The sequence below is a fragment of the Streptomyces sp. PL-29 genome (assembly GCF_058344425.1).
The window spans coordinates 4,727,320-4,750,332 of sequence record NZ_CP136996.1 but is presented as its reverse complement, the minus strand read 5'-3'; the positions used below and the strand labels follow the sequence as shown (position 1 = coordinate 4,750,332).

At 70.2% G+C, this 23,013-nt stretch carries 21 protein-coding genes, 1 pseudogene and 1 riboswitch; of the genes and pseudogenes, 12 read left to right on the top strand and 10 right to left on the bottom strand.

All coding sequences use genetic code 11. The features are described from left to right. The first annotated feature begins 1 nt into the window (after window position 1). Window positions 2–1,012, top strand: coding sequence for an RNA polymerase sigma factor SigF (locus tag R4Z63_RS22060; RefSeq protein ID WP_384452078.1), 1,011 nt, complete (start codon window positions 2–4; stop codon window positions 1,010–1,012). Window positions 1,013–1,019: 7 nt separating this feature from the next. Here the strand turns inward: R4Z63_RS22060 and R4Z63_RS22055 are convergent, their stop codons facing one another. Beyond that, entirely contained in the window at window positions 1,020–1,466 is a 447-nt protein-coding gene (locus R4Z63_RS22055; RefSeq protein ID WP_037919689.1) for a hypothetical protein, read from the bottom strand. Window positions 1,467–1,550: 84 nt separating this feature from the next. Here R4Z63_RS22055 and R4Z63_RS22050 point away from each other — a divergent pair, with 84 nt between their 5' ends. Next, complete coding sequence (locus R4Z63_RS22050; RefSeq protein WP_037919687.1) at window positions 1,551–2,516, top strand: diacylglycerol/lipid kinase family protein; 966 nt, start codon at window positions 1,551–1,553, stop codon at window positions 2,514–2,516. Between the two features lie 325 nt (window positions 2,517–2,841). Next, window positions 2,842–3,099: a WhiB family transcriptional regulator gene (locus R4Z63_RS22045; protein WP_003953983.1), complete on the top strand. Its 258-nt coding sequence runs from the start codon at window positions 2,842–2,844 to the stop codon at window positions 3,097–3,099. A 172-nt stretch (window positions 3,100–3,271) separates the two neighbouring features. On the opposite strand, the gene R4Z63_RS22040 is transcribed toward R4Z63_RS22045, so the two are convergent. After that, window positions 3,272–4,741, bottom strand: a complete 1,470-nt coding sequence (locus R4Z63_RS22040; protein ID WP_037920025.1) for a sensor histidine kinase — start codon at window positions 4,739–4,741, stop codon at window positions 3,272–3,274. 356 nt (window positions 4,742–5,097) lie between these two features. Then, window positions 5,098–5,688 carry a TetR/AcrR family transcriptional regulator gene (locus tag R4Z63_RS22035; protein WP_384452028.1) on the bottom strand — a complete coding sequence of 197 codons (591 nt, stop codon included), beginning with the start codon at window positions 5,686–5,688 and terminating at the stop codon, window positions 5,098–5,100. A gap of 83 nt (window positions 5,689–5,771) precedes the next feature. Between R4Z63_RS22035 and R4Z63_RS22030 the strand changes: the two genes are divergently transcribed. Next, the gene (locus R4Z63_RS22030) at window positions 5,772–6,533 is read left to right on the top strand and encodes an SDR family oxidoreductase (RefSeq protein WP_386505053.1); all 762 of its coding nucleotides are present in this window, start codon (window positions 5,772–5,774) and stop codon (window positions 6,531–6,533) included. A gap of 199 nt (window positions 6,534–6,732) precedes the next feature. Next, window positions 6,733–7,518 (top strand): glucosamine-6-phosphate deaminase, encoded by a 786-nt coding sequence (gene nagB, locus R4Z63_RS22025; RefSeq protein ID WP_037919683.1) that lies wholly within the window; start codon window positions 6,733–6,735, stop codon window positions 7,516–7,518. A gap of 111 nt (window positions 7,519–7,629) precedes the next feature. On the opposite strand, the gene R4Z63_RS22020 is transcribed toward nagB, so the two are convergent. The 4 genes from R4Z63_RS22020 to R4Z63_RS22005 form a co-directional block, all read right to left on the bottom strand. Continuing rightward, entirely contained in the window at window positions 7,630–9,132 is a 1,503-nt protein-coding gene (locus tag R4Z63_RS22020) for a glycoside hydrolase family 3 protein (RefSeq protein WP_384452019.1), read from the bottom strand. Window positions 9,133–9,139: 7 nt separating this feature from the next. Then, on the bottom strand, window positions 9,140–9,958 hold the full coding sequence (locus R4Z63_RS22015; RefSeq protein WP_384452074.1) for a carbohydrate ABC transporter permease: 819 nt from the start codon (window positions 9,956–9,958) through the stop codon (window positions 9,140–9,142). 68 nt (window positions 9,959–10,026) lie between these two features. Beyond that, on the bottom strand, window positions 10,027–11,046 hold the full coding sequence (locus R4Z63_RS22010) for a carbohydrate ABC transporter permease (protein WP_384452016.1): 1,020 nt from the start codon (window positions 11,044–11,046) through the stop codon (window positions 10,027–10,029). Window positions 11,047–11,173: 127 nt separating this feature from the next. After that, complete coding sequence (locus R4Z63_RS22005; RefSeq protein WP_384452013.1) at window positions 11,174–12,454, bottom strand: extracellular solute-binding protein; 1,281 nt, start codon at window positions 12,452–12,454, stop codon at window positions 11,174–11,176. A gap of 289 nt (window positions 12,455–12,743) precedes the next feature. Here R4Z63_RS22005 and R4Z63_RS22000 point away from each other — a divergent pair, with 289 nt between their 5' ends. The 3 genes from R4Z63_RS22000 (at window position 12,744) to R4Z63_RS21990 (ending at window position 16,055) form a co-directional block, all read left to right on the top strand. Next, entirely contained in the window at window positions 12,744–13,508 is a 765-nt protein-coding gene (locus R4Z63_RS22000) for a GntR family transcriptional regulator (protein WP_384452071.1), read from the top strand. 127 nt (window positions 13,509–13,635) lie between these two features. Continuing rightward, entirely contained in the window at window positions 13,636–15,861 is a 2,226-nt protein-coding gene (locus tag R4Z63_RS21995) for a carbon starvation CstA family protein (RefSeq protein ID WP_384452010.1), read from the top strand. Then, entirely contained in the window at window positions 15,858–16,055 is a 198-nt protein-coding gene (locus R4Z63_RS21990) for a CstA-like transporter-associated (seleno)protein (RefSeq protein ID WP_384452007.1), read from the top strand. The genes R4Z63_RS21995 and R4Z63_RS21990 overlap by 4 nt, the downstream gene beginning before the upstream one ends. Before the next feature lie 47 nt (window positions 16,056–16,102). Here the strand turns inward: R4Z63_RS21990 and R4Z63_RS21985 are convergent. After that, a pseudogene (locus R4Z63_RS21985) lies at window positions 16,103–16,689 on the bottom strand (Uma2 family endonuclease). Between the two features lie 77 nt (window positions 16,690–16,766). Between R4Z63_RS21985 and R4Z63_RS21980 the strand changes: the two are divergent. The 3 genes from R4Z63_RS21980 to R4Z63_RS21970 all read left to right on the top strand — a co-directional run bounded on the left by R4Z63_RS21980 (window position 16,767) and on the right by R4Z63_RS21970 (window position 20,976). Next, a complete protein-coding gene (locus tag R4Z63_RS21980; RefSeq protein WP_037919656.1) occupies window positions 16,767–17,264 on the top strand; it encodes a GNAT family N-acetyltransferase in 498 nt (165 codons plus the stop codon). Between the two features lie 51 nt (window positions 17,265–17,315). Beyond that, window positions 17,316–17,437, top strand: a riboswitch (cobalamin riboswitch). A 135-nt stretch (window positions 17,438–17,572) separates the two neighbouring features. Further along, entirely contained in the window at window positions 17,573–19,960 is a 2,388-nt protein-coding gene (locus R4Z63_RS21975) for a ribonucleoside-diphosphate reductase subunit alpha (RefSeq protein ID WP_384452003.1), read from the top strand. Then, the gene (locus R4Z63_RS21970) at window positions 19,960–20,976 is read left to right on the top strand and encodes a ribonucleotide-diphosphate reductase subunit beta (protein WP_037919654.1); all 1,017 of its coding nucleotides are present in this window, start codon (window positions 19,960–19,962) and stop codon (window positions 20,974–20,976) included. Before R4Z63_RS21975 ends, R4Z63_RS21970 begins: the two co-directional genes overlap by 1 nt. Window positions 20,977–21,091: 115 nt before the next feature. Here the strand turns inward: R4Z63_RS21970 and R4Z63_RS21965 are convergent, their stop codons facing one another. After that, window positions 21,092–21,304 carry a hypothetical protein gene (locus tag R4Z63_RS21965; RefSeq protein ID WP_157840202.1) on the bottom strand — a complete coding sequence of 71 codons (213 nt, stop codon included), beginning with the start codon at window positions 21,302–21,304 and terminating at the stop codon, window positions 21,092–21,094. A gap of 81 nt (window positions 21,305–21,385) precedes the next feature. Between R4Z63_RS21965 and R4Z63_RS21960 the strand changes: the two genes are divergently transcribed. Next, window positions 21,386–22,351, top strand: coding sequence for a helix-turn-helix domain-containing protein (locus R4Z63_RS21960; protein ID WP_037920021.1), 966 nt, complete (start codon window positions 21,386–21,388; stop codon window positions 22,349–22,351). Between the two features lie 11 nt (window positions 22,352–22,362). Here the strand turns inward: R4Z63_RS21960 and def are convergent, their stop codons facing one another. Next, complete coding sequence (gene def, locus R4Z63_RS21955; RefSeq protein ID WP_384451998.1) at window positions 22,363–23,007, bottom strand: peptide deformylase; 645 nt, start codon at window positions 23,005–23,007, stop codon at window positions 22,363–22,365. Window positions 23,008–23,013 lie beyond the last annotated feature (6 nt).

The following is a 23,013-nucleotide window of genomic DNA, read 5'->3' as shown; positions in this document are numbered from 1 at the left end:
GATCCCGGTGCGGGGCGGGGATCGGCCCCGGGTACGGCACGAGGTCGACGGCGGCATCCCGGAGCAGCAGCACGCCCGGCCGCACCCGGCTGACGCGGATGCGGAAGACGGCTTTTTGGACTCGGCGGAGCGACGGGCGGGCCCTATGAGCGAGAACCAGCACGACCAATCACAGCCGGCACAGCCACCGGAGGCCGCTTCGCCGGCCCCGGCGGCGGGGTTCCCGGTGTCTTCGGCGCCTGCGGCGCTGCCCGATCCGCGCGACCGCAGCAGCGCGCGGGCCCTCTTCGTCGAGCTGCGGGCGCTGCCCGACGGCTCGCCGGAGAAGGCGGAGCTGCGCAACCGGCTCGTACGGATGCACCTGCCCCTGGTCGAGCACCTGGCGCGGCGCTTCCGCAACCGCGGGGAGCCGCTCGACGACCTGACCCAGGTCGCGACGATCGGCCTGATCAAGTCGGTGGACCGGTTCGACCCGGACCGCGGGGTCGAGTTCTCCACGTATGCCACGCCCACGGTGGTCGGCGAGATCAAGCGCCACTTCCGGGACAAGGGCTGGGCGGTTCGGGTGCCCCGGCGTCTGCAGGAACTGCGGCTGTCGCTGACGACGGCCACGGCCGAGCTGTCCCAGCAGCACGGGCGCTCCCCGACGGTGCACGAGCTGGCCGAGCGGCTGGGCATCTCCGAGGAGGAGGTGCTGGAGGGTCTGGAATCGGCCAATGCCTACAGCACGCTCTCCCTGGACGTCCCGGACACCGACGACGAGTCGCCGGCGGTCGCGGACACCCTGGGCGCGGAGGACGAGGCCCTGGAGGGCGTCGAATACCGCGAGTCCCTGAAACCGCTGCTGGAGGGGCTGCCTCCGCGTGAGAAGCGGATCCTGCTGCTGCGGTTCTTCGGCAACATGACGCAGTCGCAGATCGCGCAGGAGGTCGGCATCTCCCAGATGCACGTCTCCCGGCTCCTGGCCCGCACCCTGGCCCAGCTCCGCGAGAAGCTCCTCGTGGAGGAATGAGCCGGGCTCAGGAGGGAGACGGCCCCCCGATGCCGAGGGCCTCGGTCGCCGTCGGGTTCACGAGCAGTACGACGACGGCCGCCGCAGCCACCGCGAGGGCCACGGCGGCGGCGATCATGGCGCCGCCGGTGGTGTAGAGCGTCCAGGCCACCGGCAGCGCCATCAGCTGGGTGATCAGTGCCGGGCCGCGGCTCCAGCGGCGGCCCAGGCGCAGCCCGCGGGCGGCGACCAGCGGCAGCGCGGCGAGCGCGAGCAGGGTGATGCCGCCTGTCTCGGCCTGCTGCGGGGAGTCGGGGTCGCCGGCGATGCCGACGAACAGCATGTACACGCCGAGGCAGGCGAGCGCCAGGCCCTCCAGGGCGGTGAGCGCGGCCGCGGCCGTCAACCGGCGGGGCGGCGCGGCGGGCGCTTCGGCGGTGGGGGCGGGGGCGTTCGCGGGCTGCTTCTTACTCACCCATGCAGGGTAGCGGCGCCGTCCGGAGGCCGGAGGGGACGGGCAGTAGGGTCGGCTCGCGAAGGGGTGGGTAGTCTGGCGCTCATGCGTGCACTTCTCGTGGCCAACCCAGCAGCGACGACCACCAGTGCGCGCACGCGCGACGTCCTGATCCACGCCCTGGCCAGCGAGATGAAGCTGGAGGCGGTCACCACCGAGTACCGCGGGCACGCCCGGGACCTGGGGCGCAAGGCCGCGCACGAGGGGCTGGACCTGGTAGTCGCCCTGGGGGGCGACGGCACGGTCAACGAGGTGGTGAACGGGCTCCTGCACAACGGGCCCGATCCGGACCGGCTGCCCCGGCTCGCGGTGGTCCCCGGCGGCTCCACCAACGTGTTCGCCCGCGCCCTGGGACTGCCGAACGACGCGGTCGAGGCGACGGGCGCACTGCTGGACGCCTTGCGCGAGAAGCGGGAGCGGACAGTCGGCCTGGGGCTGGCGGCGGGGACCCCCGGTACGCAGGACGAGTCGGTGCCGGCGCGTTGGTTCACCTTCTGCGCGGGTTTCGGGTTCGACGCGGGTGTCGTGGGGCGGGTCGAGCAGCAGCGGGAGCGCGGCAAGCGTTCGACGCACGCACTCTACGTACGACAACTGATGCGCCAGTTCTGGGAGGAGCCGAACCGCCGGCACGGGACGGTCACGCTGGAGCGCCCGGGAGCCGACCCGGTGAAGGACCTGGTGCTGTCCATAGTGTGCAACACCTCACCGTGGACGTTTCTAGGGAATCGTCCGCTTTACGCCTCTCCGGAGGCGTCGTTCGATACTGCGCTTGACGTACTGGCACTCAACCGTTTGTCAACCCCGGCCGTCGCTCGCTACGCGACACAGCTCCTGACCTCCACTCCTGAGCGGGGTCCACGCGGCAAGCATGCGGTGTCTCTGCACGATCTGACCGACTTCACCTTGCATTCGAAGGTTCCGCTCCCGTTCCAGATGGACGGCGATCACCTCGGGCTGCGCACCAGCGTTCGGTTCACAGGCGTACGCCGTGCACTGCGTGTGATTGTGTGAGTAGAAGGGCCCGCAGGCCTTTCACTCGAACGTTTACACGCCGGTCCACCCTCACGATGTAGGGCTGTGACCTAGTAGACACCGACGAATCAAAAAAAACTTTCCGGAAGGGGTTGTATCCCCGTCCGAGGTTTGCGAATCTCTTCATGGCGATCGGGACAGCCCGCGGAACCGGCACCCACACAGACCGCCAGAACCCCCTCCATGAATCTCGAACTGATCACCCGCGTGAAACCGGGCGGTCGAACTTCCCCTCACGGGGGGATTCGTGAAAGCGTTCACATTCACAAGCAACCTGCCCGCAATACAAGGAGATGGAGCAGCCATGGACTGGCGTCACAACGCCGTTTGCCGCGAGGAAGACCCGGAACTCTTCTTCCCCATCGGCAACACCGGTCCTGCGCTGCTGCAGATCGAGGAAGCCAAGGCCGTCTGCCGCCGTTGCCCCGTCATGGAGCAGTGCCTGCAGTGGGCGCTCGAGTCCGGTCAGGACTCCGGCGTCTGGGGCGGTCTCAGCGAGGACGAGCGCCGCGCCATGAAGCGCCGCGCCGCTCGCAACCGGGCGCGCAACGCCAGCGCCTGACCAACGACTTTCGAGCCTCGACGCGCAGCGCGTAGCAACCGAAGAAGCGCTCAGCAACGCGCCCTTGAGCCCCGGACCGTAGCATTCGGTCCGGGGCTCAGTGCTGCTGCGGGACTACGCTCCGTGTGCGCGACCCACCGACCACCGGTCACACCGAGTAACCGCCCGGCTGCTACTTCTGCGGGCTGGACGGCAGGTCGAGGACGACCTTGGTACCACGCGGCTCGGCCCGGACCATGTCGAAGGTGCCGCCGAGTTCCCCTTCCACGAGGGTCCGTACGATCTGCAGTCCGAGATTGCCGGCCCGCTGGGGGTCGAATCCCTCGGGCAGGCCGTTGCCGTCGTCGAGCACGGTGATCAGCAGCCGCCCGTCCTTGCGGCCGGTTCCGCTGCGCAGGGCGGCCACTTCCACGGTGCCCCGCTCGCCCTGGGGGAAGGCGTGCTCCAGGGCGTTCTGCAGGATCTCGGTGAGCACCATCGACAGCGGGGTGGCGACCTCCGCGTCCAGGATCCCGAAGCGGCCGGTGCGCCGGCAGTCGACCTTGCCCGGGGAGATCTCCGAGACCATCGCGATGACGCGGTCGGCGATCTCGTCGAACTCGACGCGCTCGTCGAGGTTCTGAGAGAGCGTCTCGTGCACGATCGCGATCGATCCGACGCGGCGCACCGCCTCGTTGAGCGCCTCGCGGCCCTGGGGGGAATCCATCCGGCGGGCCTGGAGCCGCAGGAGCGCGGCCACGGTCTGGAGGTTGTTCTTCACCCGGTGGTGGATCTCCCGGATGGTCGCGTCCTTCGTGATCAGTTCACGCTCGCGACGCCGCAGTTCGGTGACGTCACGGCAGAGCACCAGGGAGCCGATCCGGGTCCCCTTCGGCTTGAGCGGGATGGCGCGCAGCTGGATGACGCCGCCGTTGCCCTCGACCTCGGTCTCGCGGGGGGCCCAACCGCTGGCGAGCTTGACCAGTGCCTCGTCGACCGGGCCGCGGGAGGGGGCGAGTTCGGCGGTGGTGGCGCCGAGGTCCTGGCCGACCAGGTCGGAGGCGAGCCCGAGACGGTGGTAGGCGGAGAGCGCGTTCGGGGAGGCGTAGGTGACCACGCCGTCGGCGTCGAGCCGGATCAGGCCGTCCCCGACGCGCGGCGAGGCGTCCATGTCGACCTGCTGGCCGGGGAAGGGGAAGGCGCCCGCCGCGATCATCTGCGCGAGGTCCGAAGCGGACTGGAGGTAGGTCAGCTCCAGTCGGCTCGGTGTACGCACAGTGAGCAGGTTGGTGTTGCGTGCGATCACTCCGAGTACCCGGCCCTCGCGGCGGACGGGGATCGACTCGACGCGGACCGGCACCTCCTCGCGCCACTCCGGGTCGCCCTCGCGCACGATGCGGCCCTCGTCGAGCGCGGCGTCCAGCAGTGGGCGGCGGCCTCGCGGCACCAGGTGGCCGACCATGTCGTCCTGGTAGGAGGTCGGGCCGGTGTTCGGGCGCATCTGTGCGACCGAGACGTACCGGGTGCCGTCGAGGGTGGGCACCCACAGCACGAGGTCGGCGAAGGACAGGTCGGAGAGCAGCTGCCACTCCGAGACCAGCAGGTGGAGCCACTCCAGGTCGGTTTCTCCGAGAGCGGTGTGCTGGCGTACGAGGTCGTTCATGGAGGGCACGGTGCGAGCGTACCCCGGGTACGCACGATGACTTTCCCCACGCCGGTACTCAGGAGTATCCAGGAGGGGCACGGGCCGCGTACTGTTGGAGGAAGTGACGGGTTTCGAGCTACCGTCATTGGATGGACAGAACAGAATGGTCTAGTCCAGAATTGACTCAGAGTCTCCGCCCTCCCCGCACAGGAGGACGGATCGAGGGAGTCGCGCGCTCTGCCCTGACCGCGCAGACACCTCTCACCGGCCGCCGGGAACCGCACACCTGACGGCCGTAAGTACTCCGGGCTACGGTGCCGGACGGGTTGAGGGTCCCGTCCTGCACCGTGGCCCAGAGGAATTCCGGGCGCCCGTCAGGGCCAGGCCCGCAGGGCCCGCTCCGCCACCGCTTCCAGTTCCTCCCGGGTCGCCCCGTCGCGCGACTGCTGGGACATTCCCTGGAGCACGGCTCCGGCGTACCGGGCCAGCGCCCGCGCATCCGTGTCCGCGGGCAGCACTCCGGTGGCCACGTCGGCGCGGATCCGGCTCTCGAAGAGCTCCAGGTTGGCGTTGCGCCGCTCGCGAAGCGCCGCGGCCACCTCGTCCGAGGTGGTGTTGACGGCCGCGCTGATCACCATGCAGCCCGACGGGTGGGACGGGTCGGTGTAGACCGCGGCCGCCTCCCGCAGGATGCGCTCCACGGCGGCGCGGGCGGTGGGCTCCTCGGCCAGCGCCACGCCGGCGAAGTCGCCGTACCGGCTCCCGTAGACCGCGACGACCTCGTCGAAGAGCGCGCGCTTGTCGCCGAAGGCCGCATAGAGGCTGGGCGCGCTGATCCCGATCGAGGCGGTCAGGTCGGAGATCGAGGTCGCCTCGTAGCCGCGTTCCCAGAAGGCCGTCATCGCCTTGTCCAGGGCGGCGTCACGGTCGAAGGAGCGGGGCCTGCCGCGCTGTCCGGTCACCATCCGCACATTCTATAGCGGCCGCTAGGAAATCTGATACGGTCCATTTCTGTAACGACCGCTAGCGATATGGGAGGGGGCGCGTCATGGGCGTGCTCGAAGGCAAGACGGCACTGGTCACGGGCGGCAGCCGAGGGATCGGCCGGGCCGTGGCGGAGCGGCTGGCGCGGGACGGGGCGCTGGTCGCCGTGCACTACGGCCGCAATGCCGAGGCGGCCGAGGAGACTGTGGCGGCGATCGCGAAGGCCGGCGGGGAGGCCTTCGCGATCGGCGCCGAGCTCGGCGTCCCGGGGGACGCCGAGGCCCTCTGGGCGGCGTACGCGGCCCATCCCGCACACACGGAGGCGGTGGACATCCTGGTCAACAACGCGGGGGCGGCGGCCTTCGCCGGGATCGCGGACACCGACGAGGAGACGTACGACAGGGCGCACGCACTGAACGCCAAGGCTCCGTTCTTCGTGATCCAGCACGGCCTCGCGCGACTGCGGGACGGCGGCCGGATCGTGAACGTGACCGGCACCCCGGACCTCGCCCTGCCGGCGATCCTCGCGACGGTCATGGCCAAGGGCGCCGCGAACGCCATGACGCGCTCCCTGGCCGCGGAGCTCGCCCCGCGGGGGATCACCGTGAACTCGGTGGGACCGGGGATCACCGAGACGGACCTGAACGCGGCCCTGCTCTCCGATCCCGCGACCCGGACCCACCTGGCCGGCCGCTCGGTCTTCCACCGGGTGGGTACGGCACAGGAGGTCGCGGACGTGGTGGCCTTCCTGGCCTCGCCCGACTCACGCTGGGTCACGGGGCAGCACCTGGACGCCACCGGCGGCCTGCAACTGGCACTGATCTGACCGGCGAACACCGCCGGAACCGGCCGGGAGCCCGGATGCCCCGGGGGGCGCCGGACTCCCGGCCGTCCGCCTCGGCCGCCATGAGGCCGGGCGCCGGGATCGGCATCACCATGGAAAGCGGCGGGACCCCCGCCACACCCGGCTCCCTCTGCTAGATTGGTCTATACCACACCAGTCACTCCAGATCGGCAGGCCCCGCGTGGAAGTTGTCATCGTCCCGGACGCCAAGGCAGGCGGCGAGCTCATCGCGGAGGCCATGGCGGCCCTGGTGCGCCGCAAGCCCGACGCCCTGCTCGGCGTGGCGACCGGCTCTACCCCACTGCCCGTCTACGAAGCCCTCACTCGCAAGGTCACGGCCGGCGAGGTCGATGCCTCCAGGGCCCGGATATGCCAGCTCGACGAGTACGTCGGCCTGCCGGCCGGGCATCCCGAGTCCTACCGTGCCGTCGTCCTGCGCGAGGTCGTCGAGCCCCTCGGCCTGCCGGAGGGCTCCTTCATGGGCCCTGACGGTTCGGCCGAGGACCTCGTCGCCGCGTGCGAGGCCTACGACCGGGCGCTGGCCGAGGCCGGCGGCGTCGACCTCCAGCTGCTGGGGATCGGCACGGACGGGCACATCGGCTTCAACGAGCCCTGTTCGTCCCTGGCCTCGCGCACCCGCATCAAGACGCTCACCGAGCAGACCCGCGTGGACAACGCCCGCTTCTTCGAGGACGACCTGGAGCAGGTCCCCCACCACGTCATCACCCAGGGCATCGGCACCATCCTCGACGCCCGCCACCTGGTGCTGCTGGCCACCGGCGAGGGCAAGGCCGAGGCCGTGGCGCAGACCGTCGAGGGCCCGCTGTCGGCTCTCGTCCCCGCGTCCGCCCTGCAGTTGCACCGGCACGCGACCGTGGTCGTGGACGAGGCCGCCGCCTCGAAGCTGAAGCTGGCCGACTACTTCCGCCACACCTACGCCAACAAGCCGTCCTGGCAGGGCCTGTAGGCCCCGAGCGCGGGCGAAGGGCCGGGCCCCTGGGGCCCGGCCCTTCCGCGTACGCGGCGGAGCCGGGCACCACCCCTGTGACAAGGTGCCCGGCTCCGGTTCCGCGGCGCGTCACATCCCCGTGACGGCCCCCGCGACGACTTCGGCAGCGGCGCGACCGCACACGCGCGCAGCACCGTGGGTGGCGATGTGCAGGGCCCCGCGCGGTGCGGCGCGCGGCAGCCCCATCTCGACCACCACCGTGTCCGGCCGGGCGTCGACCAGGGCGTCCAGCACCTTGGTCATCCACGGGTGGCGGTGCGCGTCGCGGACCACCGCGACGATGGTGCGCTCCCCCGCCGCCGTCAGGATCTCCCCGGCCGTGGCTCCCTGCGGGTAGAGGTCGGAAGCGGTGCCCGGCAGCAGCTCGGCCAGCTCGGCGGCCAGGCCCCACGGGGTCTCGTCGCCGACGGCGATGTTCGCCACCGGGGTCAGGGTCGCGACGTACGGGCCGGTCGGCGGGGCCGCCGAACCGGTGACGGTGAGGGCCCGGCGGGCGGCGGTCAGGCCGATGCCGGACGCGCGGCTCCCCTCCGGCCGCGCGTCCGGCCCGGCCGCCCTGGTCCATGTGGCGAGCGCGCGGACCCGGGCGGCGGCGTCGGCGAGGCGCTCCTGGGGGAGCGCGCCCTCCCGTACGGCCGCGACGAGCGCGTCGCGCAGCCGCAGGACGGTGGCCTCGTCGGCCAGTCCGCCGCCGACGCAGATGGCGTCGGCACCCGCAGCGATGGCCAGGACCGAGCCGCGCTCGATCCCGTACGTCCCGGCGATGGCGTTCATCTCCATGCCGTCGGTGACGATGAGGCCCTCGTAGCCGAGCTCCTTGCGCAGCAGGCCGGTCAGGATCTGCGGGCTGAGCGTGGCCGGGCGGGTCGGGTCGAGGGCGGGCACCAGGATGTGCGCGCTCATCACGGCCTTCGTCCCGGCCTCGATGGCCGCCCGGAACGGGACGAGTTCGCGTGCGGCGAGGGTGTCGAGGTCCACGTCGATGCGCGGCAGGGCGTGGTGGGAGTCGACGTTGGTGTCGCCGTGGCCGGGGAAGTGCTTGGTGCAGGCGGCGACGCCGGCGGCCTGGAGGCCCTGGACGTAGGCGGCGGTGTGCCGGGCGGCGAGGTGGGTGTCGGCGCCGAAGGACCGTACGCCGATGACCGGGTTGTCCGGGTTGGAGTTGACGTCGGCGGAGGGGGCCCAGTTGAGGTTGACCCCGCACTCGGCGAGGCGGCGGCCCAGCTCGTGGGCGACGTCCCGGGTCAGGCCGGTGTCGTCGACGGCGCCGAGGGCCAGGTTGCCGGGGAAGGACGAGCCGCCCCGGACCTCCAGGCGGGTGACGTCGCCGCCCTCCTCGTCGATGGCCACCAGGACGTCATCGCGTTCGGCGCGCAGCTGCGCGGTCAGCGCGGCGAGCTGCTCGGGCGAGGCGATGTTGCGGCCGAACAGGCCCACCGAGGTGAGGCCTTCGCCGATCCTGCGCAGCAGCCAGGCGGGGGCGTCGGTGCCCTCGAAGCCGGGCTGGAGGACCGCGAGGGCGTCGCGGGTCACCTCGTCGGAGGCGGTGGCGCGGTGCGCAAGGACAGTCATGACGGGGTCATCCCTTCACGGCGCCGGCGGTCATGCCGCCGACGGCCTTGCGCTGGAGGAAGATGAAGATCAGCAGGACCGGGACCGCGAAGAGCGAGGAGGCGGCCATGGTGGCGCCCCAGTCGTTGCCGAAGGCGGACATGAACTCGGTCAGCCACAGCGGCAGGGTCTGCGCGGTCTTGTCCTTGTTGAGGATCAGGACCATGGCGAACTCGTTCCAGGCGGTGATGAAGCCGAAGAGCGAGGTGGACATCAGGCCGGGGGCCAGCAGCGGGAAGATCACCTTGCGGAAGGCCTGGCCGCGGGTGCATCCGTCGATCTGGGCCGCCTCCTCCAGGGTCACCGGGACGGCGGCGATGAAGCCCCGCAGGGTCCAGATGGTGAAGGGCAGGATCATCACGAAGTAGATGGCGGTGAGCAGCGGGAGGCTGTTCAGCAGTTCGCCGTCCCGGGCGATCATGTACATCGCGATGACCATGACCTCCCAGGGGGCCATCTGGGCCATCATCACGGTGAGGACCAGGCCCTTGCGGCCCTTGAACCTCATGCGGGCGATGGCGAAGCTCGCGGCCAGGGCGACGAGCAGGGCCAGCAGCACGGCGCCGAGGGTGACCAGGACGCTGTTGGTGACGTACGTCCAGAAGTTGTCGACCCCGGTGGCCTTGCCGAAGTTGTCCAACGTCGGCGTGAAGACGAAGACGGGGTCCTTGGTGAGCATCTGGTCGGACGGCTTGAGGGCCGACGAGAACATCCAGTACACGGGGAAGACGAAGCCCAGGGCGAGAAGGAGCGCGCCGAGGTTCTTGGCCACGGCCGCGGGGCGCACCGGGCGGCGGGTGCGGAGCTGCTGTGCGGGCCGCTCGGGAGCCGCCGGCTTCGGGGCGGTGGTCGTGCTCACTGCTCCTCCTCCTGCTTCAGGATCAGGCGGAAGTAGAAGGACATGACGATCACGAGGATCACGATCGTCAGGACGGAGATCGCGGCGGCGAGGCCGTAGTGGGACTGGCTCTGGCCCTCGACGTAGGCGAAGACCGGCAGGATCTCGGAGCCGCGGTCCGGGCCGCCCTTGTTGATCGCGTAGACCTGGGTGAAGGCCTTGAAGACCCAGATGACCTCAAGGAAGGTGGTGATGAGGAAGAAGGGCTTGAGGTTCGGGAAAACGATCTTCCAGAAGGTCTGCCAGCCGTTGGCCCCGTCCATCCGGGCGGCCTCGTACAGCTCGGCGCCGACCGTGGTGAGGCCGGCGTACATGTTGAGGGCCACGAAGGGGATGGAGCCCCAGACCACCAGGATCGTGACGATCACCATGGTGGAGAGGCCGGTCTCCATCCAGTTGTGCTGCTCGTAGCCGGAGAAGCCGGCGGAGCGCATGACCCAGTTCATGACGCCGAACTGCTCGTCGAACAGCCACCGGAAGACCTGCACCGAGGCGACGATCGGCATGGCCCAGGCCATCACCAGCGCCATCGAGAGCAGCAGGCGCATCTTCTTGCCCAGCTTGTTCAGCAGGATGCCGATGAGGCTGCCCAGCACCATGATCAGCGCGACGTTGGCCAGGGTGAAGGCGAAGCTGCGGACGACGACGGTCCAGAAGGCGGAGTCACCGAGGAGTTCGGTGTAGTTGTCGAGCCCCGCGAAGGGGTACTTCCGCTGGATGAACTCGACCTTGTTGATGTCCTGGAGGGACAGGATCACGTTCTTGATCAGCGGGTACAGCAGGAGCGTCGCGAGGGCGAGCACCGCGGGCGCGACCAGCAGGTAGGGCAGCCACCCCGAGGGGAGCGGCTTCCTGGTTCCGCGGGACGGCACAGGGCCGGCGCCGGTTACTGGGGCCGGCGCCTGGGGCCGTCCGGCGGACTTCGGTGGTGCGTCCTGTGGAGCGCTGGTCACCGCTCCCTGGGAGTGCACGGTCATGACTTGGCTTCCTCGCGGTTGACTGTGGAGTCAAATGCGCGACCGGGGGCGCGGCGGGTGTCCGGGCACCTGCCGCACCCCCCGGTGCGTTCACACTGCTGGGTCGTGCGGGTACTGCGGGGCCGGACTACTGGTTGATGCGCTTCGCGATCTCCGCGTCCGCCTCGGCGCCGGCCTTGGCCGCGTCCTCACCCTTCAGGACCTTGGTCATGAACTCCTTGATGGGGTTCGGCTCGGTCTCGACGTTCGCCCAGCCCGCGGTGACCGGGGTGATCTTGCCGTTCACGCCGGCCTTGCCCATGGCCTCGGCGAAGGAACCGGCGGCGGGGGTGAAGTTGGCCGCGGCCTGGTTCGGCAGCAGTGCGCCCTTGGTCTCGGCGGCGTACTTGGTCATCTGGTCCTTGCCGGCGGCGAGGGCCAGCCACTCCTTGGCGAGCTCCTTGTTCTTGGAGCGCTCGGCCACCGCGAGGTTCGAGCCGCCGAGGAAGACGGTGCTGGTCTTGTCGGCGGTCTTGCCCGGGATCGGGAAGTAGCCGAAGTCGGCTTCCTTGCCCGCCTCCTTCAGGGCCTTCTCGGCACCGCCGGCCTCCCAGCCGAGGCCGATCCAGGAAGCGACGCCGCCCTTGGGGACGATGTCCGTGGACTGCTGCGGGTTGGCCTCGTCCTTGTCCTTAGGAGCGGTGGAGTAGGACTGGAGCTTCTTGTAGAACTCCATCGCGGCGCCGGCCTGCGGGGTGCCCAGACCGCCCTTCCACTTGTCGCCGTCCTTCACGGCGAGGTCGCCGCCCTCGTCCCAGATGAGACCCGCGAGGACGTACCAGCTCTGGCCGGGGAGGTAGATGGGCTGGGTGCCCGGGTCGGCCGCCTTCAGCTTCTCCAGGCCGGCGATCCACTCGTCGCGGGTGGTGGGCGGGGTGACGCCGGCCTTGGCGAAGGCCTTCTTGTCGTAGACGACCACGCGGTTGGCGGCGTACCAGGGGGCGGAGTAGAGCTTGCCGTCCACCTCGGCCGAGGCGAGCATGCTCTTCTGCCAGGCGTCGGCGCCGAGCGCCGCCTTGTCCTTCGTCAGGTCGGCGAGGCCGCCGGTGACCGCGTAGCCGGCGGTCTGGGTGTTGCCGAGCTCAAGAACGTCCGGAGGGTTGTTCTCGGAGAGGGCCGTGGTGACCTTCTCCTGGATGCCGGTCCACTTCTGCTCCTCGACCTTGACCGTGACACCGGGGTGCTTGGCCGAGAACTCCTTGTTGACCTCGTCGATCCAGGCCTTCGGCGCGGAGCCGTCCATGACCCAGACGGTGATCTCCTTGGGACCCGCGTCGGCCTTGGCCTTGTCGTCGTCCCCGTTGCCGCACGCCGCGAGGCCGATCACCATGCCCGCGACTCCAACCGCCGCGATGAGCTTGCGCTTCACGCCACCCTCCTCAGGGATGCCTGCCTGCACTTCCCTTGCCCGCCGCGGTGACATACGCGAAGTACTGCCGTGGGGCTGGGATCTGATCCATATTGGTGTAGACCAGTAGCTGGAGCTTGGCCTAGACCTTTAGGGGTGTCAAGGGTCTAATGAGCAGGTGCCCGGTCCGTTATCGGACCGACACCTGGGGGGAGAGAAGGCCTGTCCCCCCTTACGTGTCACGATGTGACCGCACATATCGGAGGAGCCGGTGACGGCAGCGAAACTGGAGTCGGGAAGGCGGGCGGCGATGGCCACCGAAGGGGCACTCACGGAGCCGGACGGCGGGGCAGCCACGCGCACGGCCCGGGTACCCAAGTACTACCGACTCAAGCGGCACTTGCTCGACATGACCGAAACCATGCCGCCCGGGACGCCGGTACCGCCGGAGCGCACGCTCGCGGCCGAGTTCGACACGTCCCGGACCACCGTCCGGCAGGCCCTCCAGGAACTGGTCGTAGAGGGACGCCTGGAGCGGATCCAAGGCAAAGGCACGTTCGTCGCCAAGCCGAAGGTCTCCCAGGCCCTGCAACTGACCTCCTACACCGAGGACATGCGGGCCCAAGGCCTGGAGCCGACCTCTCAGCTCCTGGACATCGGCTACGTGACCGCGGACGACACCCTCGCCGGACTGCTCAAGATCAACACTGGTGGGCGGGTGCTGCGCATCGAGCGGCTGCGCCTGGCCAGTGGCGAGCCGATGGCCATCGAGACCACCCACCTCTCGGCCAAGCGCTTCCCCGCGCTGCGCCGCTCGCTGGCCAAGTACACCTCCCTCTACACCGCCCTGGCAGAGGTGTACGACGTCCACCTGGCAGAGGCCGAGGAGACGATCGAGACCTCGCTGGCCACTCCGCGCGAGGCCGGCCTGCTCGGCACCGATGTCGGGCTGCCGATGCTGATGCTCTCCCGGCACTCCCTGGACGCCAACGGCGAACCGGTGGAGTGGGTGCGGTCGGTGTACCGCGGCGACCGCTACAAGTTCGTCGCCAGGCTCAAGCGCCCCGCCGTCTGACGCCCGTGGCCCCGCCCCGCGTACCGGAATCGTGCGATCGGAATGCGGACGGGGTCTTACGTTCACCCGGTGATCCCCCGTAGATTCCGCCTGCTTACGCAGATGATCGACGAGGGGACGAGAGATCATGCCTGGATCGGAAGCAACAGGGGCACAACGGGGCACGGCGAGTCCGGGAGCACCCGCGGGCTCGCCCTCCTCCCCCAAGGCCATCGCCGCCTGGGTGGCCGTGGCCCTCGTCGGCGCCATCGGCTGGGGCGTGCTGGCGCTCTCGCGCGGCGAGGAGGTCTCCGCGGCCTGGCTGCTGGCCGCCGCGCTGGGCTCGTACGCCATCGCCTACCGCTTCTACGCCCGCTTCATCGCGCACCGCGTACTGAAGGTCGACGCGACCCGGGCCACCCCGGCCGAACGCCTCGACAACGGTGTCGACTTCCACCCCACCGACCGACGGGTGCTCTTCGGCCACCACTTCGCCGCCGTCGCCGGCGCCGGCCCGCTCGTCGGTCCCGTGCTCGCCGCGCAGATGGGCTACCTGCCCGGGACCATCTGGATCGTCGCCGGCGTGATCTTCGCCGGTGCCGTCCAGGACATGGTGACGCTGTTCTTCTCGACCCGCCGCAACGGCCGTTCGCTCGGCCAGATGGCGCGGGACGAGATCGGCCCCGTGGGCGGGGCCGCCGCCCTCGTCGCGGTGTTCGCCATCATGATCATCCTGCTGGCGGTGCTGGCCCTGGTCATCGTCAACGCCCTGGCGCACTCGCCCTGGGGCGTCTTCTCCATCGGCATGACCATCCCGATCGCCGTCTTCATGGGCTTCTACCTGCGTGTCCTGCGGCCGGGCCGGGTCACCGAGGTGTCCCTCATCGGCGTGGCCCTGCTGCTGCTCGCCATCGTCGCGGGCGGCTGGGTCGCCGAGTCCTCCTTCGCCGGGACCTTCACCCTGGAGAAGGAGACGCTCGTCATCTGGATGGTGGTGTACGGCTTCCTGGCCTCGGTGCTGCCGGTGTGGATGCTGCTCGCGCCCCGCGACTACCTCTCCACCTTTATGAAGGTCGGCACCATCGCACTCCTCGCGATCGGCGTGGTCATCGCGATGCCGACGCTGAAGATGCCCTCGATCACCGACTTCGCGGCCCGCGGCGACGGCCCGGTCTTCGCCGGGTCGATGTTCCCGTTCGTCTTCATCACCATCGCGTGCGGTGCCCTCTCGGGCTTCCACGCCCTGGTCTCCTCGGGCACCACGCCGAAGATGATCCAGAAGGAGACCCAGGTCCGCATGATCGGCTACGGCGCCATGCTGACCGAGTCGTTCGTCGCGGTCATGGCGATCATCACGGCCTGCATCATCGAGCCGGGCCTGTTCTTCGCGGTCAACTCCCCCGGCGGAATCATCGGCACCACCGTCGAGTCGGCCTCGCAGGCGGTGACGGACTTCGGATTCGCCATCTCGCCCGAAGCGCTCACCCAGGCCGCCAAGGACGTCGAGGAAGCCAGCCTGCTGTCGCGGACGGGCGGCGCACCGACCTTCGCACTCGGAATGTCGGAGATCTTCTCCTCCGTCTTCGGCGGCGCCGGGATGAAGGCCTTTTGGTACCACTTCGCGATCATGTTCGAGGCCCTCTTCATCCTGACGACGCTCGACGCGGGCACCCGCGTGGGCCGGTTCATGCTCCAGGACACCCTCGGCAACGTCCACAAGTCCTTCAGGGACGTCAGCTGGAAGCCCGGAGTGTGGTTCGCGAGCGCGATCGTGGTCGGCGCGTGGGGCTACTTCCTCTGGGTCGGCATCAAGGACCCGCTGGGCGGCATCAACCAGCTCTTCCCCCTCTTCGGCATCGCCAACCAGCTGCTCGCCGCGGTCGCGCTGGCCGTCTGCACCACGCTGCTGGTCAAGTCCGGGCGGTTGAAGTGGGCCTGGGTGACGGGCGTACCGCTGGTCTGGGACGCCACGGTGACCCTCACCGCCAGCTACCAGAAGGTGTTCTCCGAGGACGTGAAGGTCGGCTTCTTCGCCCAGCGCGACAAGTACCAGGCGGGCATCGACGCCGACAAGGTGCTGGCCCCGGCGAAGAACATGGACGACATGCACACGATCGTCACCAACGCCACGGTCGACGGCGTGCTGTGCGCACTCTTCGCGGCCCTGATCGTCGTGGTCCTCGCGGACGCGCTCCGGACCTGCGTCAGGGCCGTCCGCGACCCGGGATCGGTGACGCTCTCCGAGGTCCCGTGGACCGAGTCGAAGATCGTCGCCCCGGCCGGCCTGATCGCCACCGCCGAGGAGCGGGCCCAGCTCGCCGCCGCGGCGGACCGCGACGCGGGCGGCGGGCAGGTCAAGGAGCCGGTGGCGTGAGCGGCGTACGCGGCGTGCTGGCCAGGGCGCGGTTCTACGTACGGGAGTTCTCCGGGGAGGCCGCCTACGACCGGTACGTGGCCCACGCCCGCTCCCACGACCCGGACGCGGAGGTCCTCACCCGCCGCGCCTTCGAACGCGCCCGCACGGACGCCCGGGAGGCGGACCCCCGCGAGGGCTTCCGCTGCTGCTGACACAGGTGGAGGGCTCCGTCGCGTCCGGCGGGGCCTTCCGGCGTTCCTCAGCGCACCCAGTCCTTGAGGACCTCGGTCCGGAGGGTGACGTTGACCGGATCGGGGAGCTCAACGTCGTTCCCGAACTCCACCGTACGGGTGTTCGCATACCTGCGGCCGTCCGGTTCACTGAACACGGTCACGTCGCACGCCTCCCGGTCGATGAGCAGGTATACGGGGATGCCCGTCTGGGCGTAGGCGAGGGGCTTCTCGACGCGATCACGCCGGTCCGTGTCGGTGTCGTACGAGGTGACCTCTACGACCATCAGGACCGGAGCGGGGTCGGCCCACTCACCCTGGCCGACAAACGCGTCATCGACCGCGAGAGCGGCATCGGGACGGGCGCGACCCGGGCGGTAGTCCCCCACAGCCAACCCCCGCTCCACGTGAAGCCACAGCTCGGGCCGGTGCTGCATGCAGATGCGTGCGAGCCACAGAACGATGCGGTCGTGATCTCCGTCCGGCACTGCCTTGCTCCTGATGACCCCGTCGATGAACTCCAGCCGCAGACCTTCGACCTCTCTGGCGGCTATGCGCGCGCGACAGCCTCGAAGTCCTCGGTCAGCATGTGGGGCCTGTCGGTCATCACGGGCATGCCTCGCTCACCTTCCTCGACGGTGCTGCCTCCGACGATAGCGCCGCCCGCCGGAGGCGTCCTGCACACTCGACCGCATGGACATGGTGATCAGAACGGCGGTGCCCGCCGACTACGAGACGCTGGGCGAGATCACGGCGCAGGCCTACCTCGCCGACGGGCACCTGGACTTCAACGAGGACGACCCGTACCTGCACGTGCTGCGCGACGTGGCCGGGCGGGCCGCCCGGGCCGAGGTGCTCGTCGCCGAGCACGACGGGCGGGTGCTCGGCGGGGTGACCTTCGCCGCACCCGGCAGCCCGCTCGCCGATATCGCCGGCCCCGACGAGGCCGAGTTCCGGATGCTCGCGGTGGCCCACGCGGCCCGCGGCCGGGGCGTCGGCGAGGCCCTGGTGCGGGCTTGCGTCGAGCGGGCGCGGGCGATCGAGGGCGTCACGGGCCTCGTGCTCTCCACCCAGCACAGCATGGCCGGGGCGCACCGGATCTACGTACGACTGGGCTTCGAGCGCACTCCGGAGCGGGACTGGGCGCCCATCGAGGGCCTGAAACTCCTTACGTACCGACTCAAGCTGTAGCCACGCCGACACTACATGTTGGGGGTGCCACACAAGGGCGCCCCCACATGTATGCTCATGCCTGCTGTCGCCGCAGGGGAATCCGGTGGGAATCCGGAACTGTCCCGCAACGGTATGAAGTGTCCGACATCCGGACGCCAAGTCCGATGACCTGCCGTCAGCGCGCCCGGATCGACCGACCCGGGTGCCGACACGTCCGGGCCTCGCGGTTGGGCCGGTGGACGCCATGCGGTGTGCCCTCCTGCCACGCCCGCATGCGCCCGCGCCCGCCCGCCGACGACCGGGCCGAGCGAGGGAGAGCTCCCGCCGTGACCATCGCGCCTTCCGCACCGCGCGCCGAGTCCGTTTCTGGCGACAACACCGAGGGCCCGGGGGCCACGCTGCTGCGTACCCTCACCGAACTTACGGCGGACCTTCCCGACACCGACCCCGGCCGCGTCGCGGCCGCAGCGCTCCGCGGCCGCAGCTCCGCCGCCGACGAGGCCGAACTGCGCGCCCTGGCAACCGAGTCCGCGGCCGGCCTCATCTCCGAGGACCCCGCCTACTCCAGGCTCGCCGCCCGCCTGCTGACGCTGGCCGTGCGCGAGGAGGCCGCGAGCCAGGGCTCCACCTCCTTCTCCGCCTCGGTCGAGGTCGGCCACCGCGAGGGCCTCATCGCCGACCGCACCGCCGAGTTCGTGCGCACGCACGCGAGCCGCCTCGACGCGCTGGTCGAGCACACGCTCGCCGAGGGCGCCGACGACCGCTTCGGCTTCTTCGGCCTGCGCACTCTGCACAGCCGCTACCTGCTGCGCCACCCGATCACCCGTCAGGTCATCGAGACCCCGCAGTACTTCATGCTGCGCGTGGCATGCGGTCTCGCCGCGGACGAGAGCGTCCAGGCCGTCGAGGAAGTGGCCTCGCTGTACCGGCTGATGAGCCGTCTCGACTACCTGCCCTCCTCCCCCACGCTCTTCAACTCCGGTACCCGGCACCCGCAGATGTCCTCCTGCTACCTGCTGGACTCCCCGCTGGACGAGCTCGACTCGATCTACGACCGCTACCACCAGGTCGCGCGCCTGTCGAAGCACGCGGGCGGCATCGGCCTGTCGTACTCCCGCATCCGCGCGCGCGGTTCGCTGATCCGCGGCACCAACGGCCACTCCAACGGCATCGTGCCGTTCCTGAAGACCCTCGACGCCTCCGTCGCCGCCGTGAACCAGGGCGGCCGCCGCAAGGGTGCCGCCGCGGTCTACCTGGAGACCTGGCACGCGGACATCGAGGAGTTCCTGGAGCTCCGCGACAACACCGGTGAGGACCAGCGCCGCACCCACAACCTCAACCTTGCGCACTGGGTTCCGGACGAGTTCATGCGCCGCGTGAACGCCGACGCCGAGTGGTCGCTGTTCTCCCCGGCCGACGTGCCCGAGCTGGTCGACCTGTGGGGCGACGAGTTCGACGCCGCCTACCGCAAGGCCGAGGCCGACGGCCTGGCCCGCAAGACCATGCCCGCCCGCGACCTGTACGGCCGGATGATGCGCACCCTCGCGCAGACCGGCCAGGGCTGGATGACCTTCAAGGACGCCTCCAACCGCACGGCGAACCAGACCGCCGAACCGGGCACGGTCGTGCACTCCTCGAACCTTTGCACCGAGATCATCGAGGTCACCAACGACGGCGAGACGGCCGTCTGCAACCTCGGCTCGGTCAACCTGGGCGCCTTCGTGCTCCCGGAGACGGGCGAGATCGACTGGGAGCGCCTGGACGAGACCGTCCGCACCGCGGTGACCTTCCTCGACCGCGTGGTGGACATCAACTTCTACCCGACCGAGCAGGCCGGCCGCTCCAACGCCCGCTGGCGCCCGGTGGGCCTGGGCGCGATGGGCCTCCAGGACGTCTTCTTCAAGCTGAAGCTGCCCTTCGACTCCCCCGAGGCGAAGGCCCTGTCGACCAAGCTCTCCGAGCGCATCATGCTGGCCGCGTACGAGGCCTCCAGTGACCTCGCCGAGCGCAGCGGCCCGCTGCCGGCCTGGGAGCAGACCCGCACCGCCCGCGGCGTCCTGCACCCGGACCACTACGACGTCGAGCTGAACTGGCCGGAGCGCTGGCACGCGCTGCGCGCCCGCGTCGCCACGACGGGCCTGCGCAACTCCCTGCTCCTGGCGATCGCCCCGACGGCCACGATCGCCTCGATCGCCGGCGTGTACGAGTGCATCGAGCCGCAGGTCTCCAACCTGTTCAAGCGCGAGACCCTGTCGGGCGAGTTCCTCCAGGTGAACGGCTACCTGGTGGAGGAACTGAAGAAGCTCGGCGTGTGGGACTCCCAGACCCGCGAGGCGCTGCGCGAATCCTCCGGCTCGGTCCAGGGCTTCAGCTGGATCCCGGCCGAGGTGCGCGAGCTGTACCGCACGGCGTGGGAGATCCCGCAGCGCGGCCTGATCGACATGGCGGCGGCCCGTACGCCGTTCCTGGACCAGTCGCAGTCGCTGAACCTGTTCCTGGAGACGCCCACCATCGGCAAGCTCAGCTCGATGTACGCGTACGCCTGGAAGCAGGGCCTGAAGACCACGTACTACCTGCGTTCGCGCCCGGCGACGAAGATCGCCCGCGCCGCGCAGGCCGCCACCGCCGCCCCGGTGGCCCTCCCGCAGGCCGTCGACGCCGACGCCCTGGCCTGCTCCCTTGAGAACCCCGAGTCCTGCGAGGCCTGCCAGTAATGAGCTCCACCGACCACAAGAACCTCCTGGACCCGGGCTTCGAGCTCACGCTGCGCCCGATGCGCTACCCGGACTTCTACGAGCGCTACCGGGACGCGATCAAGAACACCTGGACGGTGGAGGAGGTCGACCTCCACTCGGACGTGGCGGACCTCGCCAAGCTGACGCCCGCCGAGCAGCACATGATCGGCCGTCTGGTCGCGTTCTTCGCGACGGGCGACTCGATCGTCGCGAACAACCTCGTGCTGACGCTGTACAAGCACATCAACTCCCCGGAGGCGCGCCTGTACCTGTCGCGCCAGCTGTTCGAGGAGGCCGTGCACGTCCAGTTCTATCTGACGCTGCTCGACACCTACCTGCCCGACCCGGAGGACCGCGCGGCGGCCTTCGACGCGGTGGAGAACATCCCGTCCATCCGTGAGAAGGCGCAGTTCTGCTTCCGGTGGATGGACTCGGTCGAGAAGATCGACCGGCTGGAGACGCAGGCCGATCGCCGCCGCTTCCTGCTGAACCTGATCTGCTTCGCGGCGTGCATCGAGGGCCTGTTCTTCTACGGCGCCTTCGCGTACGTGTACTGGTTCCGCTCGCGCGGCCTGCTGCACGGCCTGGCCACCGGCACCAACTGGGTGTTCCGTGACGAGACCATGCACATGAACTTCGCCTTCGAGGTCGTGGACACGGTCCGCAAGGAGGAGCCCGAGCTCTTCGACGACGCGCTCCAGCAGCAGGTCACCGACATGCTGAAGGAGGCCGTGGAGGCGGAGCTGCAGTTCGGCCGCGACCTGTGCGGCGACGGCCTGCCGGGCATGAACACCGAGTCGATGCGCGAGTACCTGGAGTGCGTCGCGGACCAGCGCCTGGTCCGGCTCGGCTTCCCGCCGGTGTACGGCTCGCAGAACCCGTTCTCCTTCATGGAGCTGCAGGGCGTCCAGGAGCTGACGAACTTCTTCGAGCGCCGCCCGTCGGCCTACCAGGTCGCGGTCGAGGGCACGGTGGACCTGGACGAGGACTTCTAGGGTCCGGGAGTTCGATGCCCACAGGGCTCGTGGGGCTGCTGGGACTCCAGGGCCCCGGGACCGCCGGGGAGCCGGGATGCGGAGGATCCGTGTCCCGGCTTCTCGCGTTCCCCGGTCAGTGGATCACCGGGCCCAGGTGCCAGCCGCCGGAACGGCGCGGGTTGGGCGGCAGCCCGCCCGACCGCTGGCGGGGCAGCCACACCAGCCGGGTCGCGGCGGCCCGCAGCTGCCGATCCGTGCGCCGGTCGCGATGGTTCAGGTACAGGGCGGGCCCGATCAGCAGAGTGGCGAGGGCGAGGACGACGAGGAAGTTCACGAAAGTTGTCATACCTCCACTGTCCGCCCGGTCGCCCTTGATCGACAGTGGCAGGACTGTCATGAAAGGCCGAATTACTGCCACACTGTGGTCATGCTGACCAACGTGGCCGTGGCCCTCGTCGACGGAGTCGCCCCCTTCGAGCTGGGGATCTTCTGCGAGGTGTTCGGAATCGATCGCAGTGACATGGGGCTTCCGGTGTACGACTTCGCCGTGTGCGCGGTGGAGGAGGGGCCGTTGACCGTGGGAGGGGGCGCCTTCGCGATCACCCCCGCCCACGGGCCGGAGCGACTGGAGGAGGCCGACCTGATCTGCCTGCCCGCCGCCAAGGACGCCGACCGGCGCATCTACCCCGAGCCGCTGCTCGCGGCCCTGCGCCGCGCGGTGGACCGCGGCGCGCGCGTGCTGAGCGTATGCAGTGGGGCGTACATCGCCGGTGCGGCCGGGCTGCTGGACGGCCGCCGGTGCACCACCCACTGGATGCACTCCGCGGCCCTGGCCCGCCGCTTCCCCCGGGCGGTCGTCGACCCGGACGTGCTCTACGTGGACGAGGGGTCGGTGATCACCGCCGCCGGCACCGCCTCGGGCATCGACGCCTGCCTGCACGTGATCCGCCAGGAGCACGGGGCCGAGGTGGCCAACGTCATCGCACGGCGGATGGTCGTACCGCCCCACCGGGACGGCGGACAGGCGCAGTACATCCAGCGGCCGCTGCCGCGCACGGCCTGCGACACGGTGGGCGAGGTGATCGAGTGGATGGGCCGCCACCTGGAGGAGGAGATCACCGTCGAGCAGCTGGCGGAACGCGCGCACATGTCCCCGCGGACCTTCGCCCGCCGCTTCCTCCAGGAGACCGGCACCACGCCCTACCAGTGGGTGCTGCGCCAGCGGGTCCTGCTGGCGCAGGAGCTGCTGGAGTCCACCGGCGACACGGTCGACTCGATCGCCGGCCGCTGCGGCTTCGGCAACGCGGCGGCCCTGCGCCACCACTTCCTGCGGACCCTGGGCACCACGCCGAACGCCTTCAGGCGTACCTTCCGGGGCCCGCAGGCGGCCTAGTACCGCGCCGGCTAGGCGTTGGGGACGGTCTCGTAGCGCGGGGTGCCCTCCGCCATCTGGCGCAGGGCGTCCTTGCGGTCCCGCTTCGAGAGCCGGTCGATGTACAGGTAGCCGTACAGGTGGTCGGTCTCGTGCTGCAGGCAGCGGGCGAAGTAGCCGGTGCCGCGGACCCTGATCGGGTTGCCCTGGGCGTCCTGGCCCTCGACCTCGGCGTAGTCGGGGCGGGCCAGCGAGGCGTACGCCGTCGGGACGGACAGGCAGCCCTCGTTCGAGTCGTCCAGCACCCGCGAGCCGGCGGGGAGCTCCACAAGCTTCGGGTTGACCACGACACCGGTGTGCCGCACACCCTCGTCGTCCGGGCAGTCGTAGACGAAGACCTTGGCGTCCACGCCGATCTGGTTCGCGGCCAGGCCCACGCCCTCGGCCGCCTTCTGACTGGCGAACATGTCGTCGATCAGCTTGGCCAGCTCGTCGCCGAACTCGGTGACGTCCTTGCACTCGCGGTGCAGAACCGGGTTGCCGACGACCGTGATCGGGCGGGCGGTGCCGCGCTCCCGGTGGGCCAGCTCGCGCGCCTCACAGTCCTCGGTGTCCACGACGTACCCGTCGTTCACGACCTCGCCACCATCGACAACCTGGTTCTCCTGCTGCGCCATGTCCGC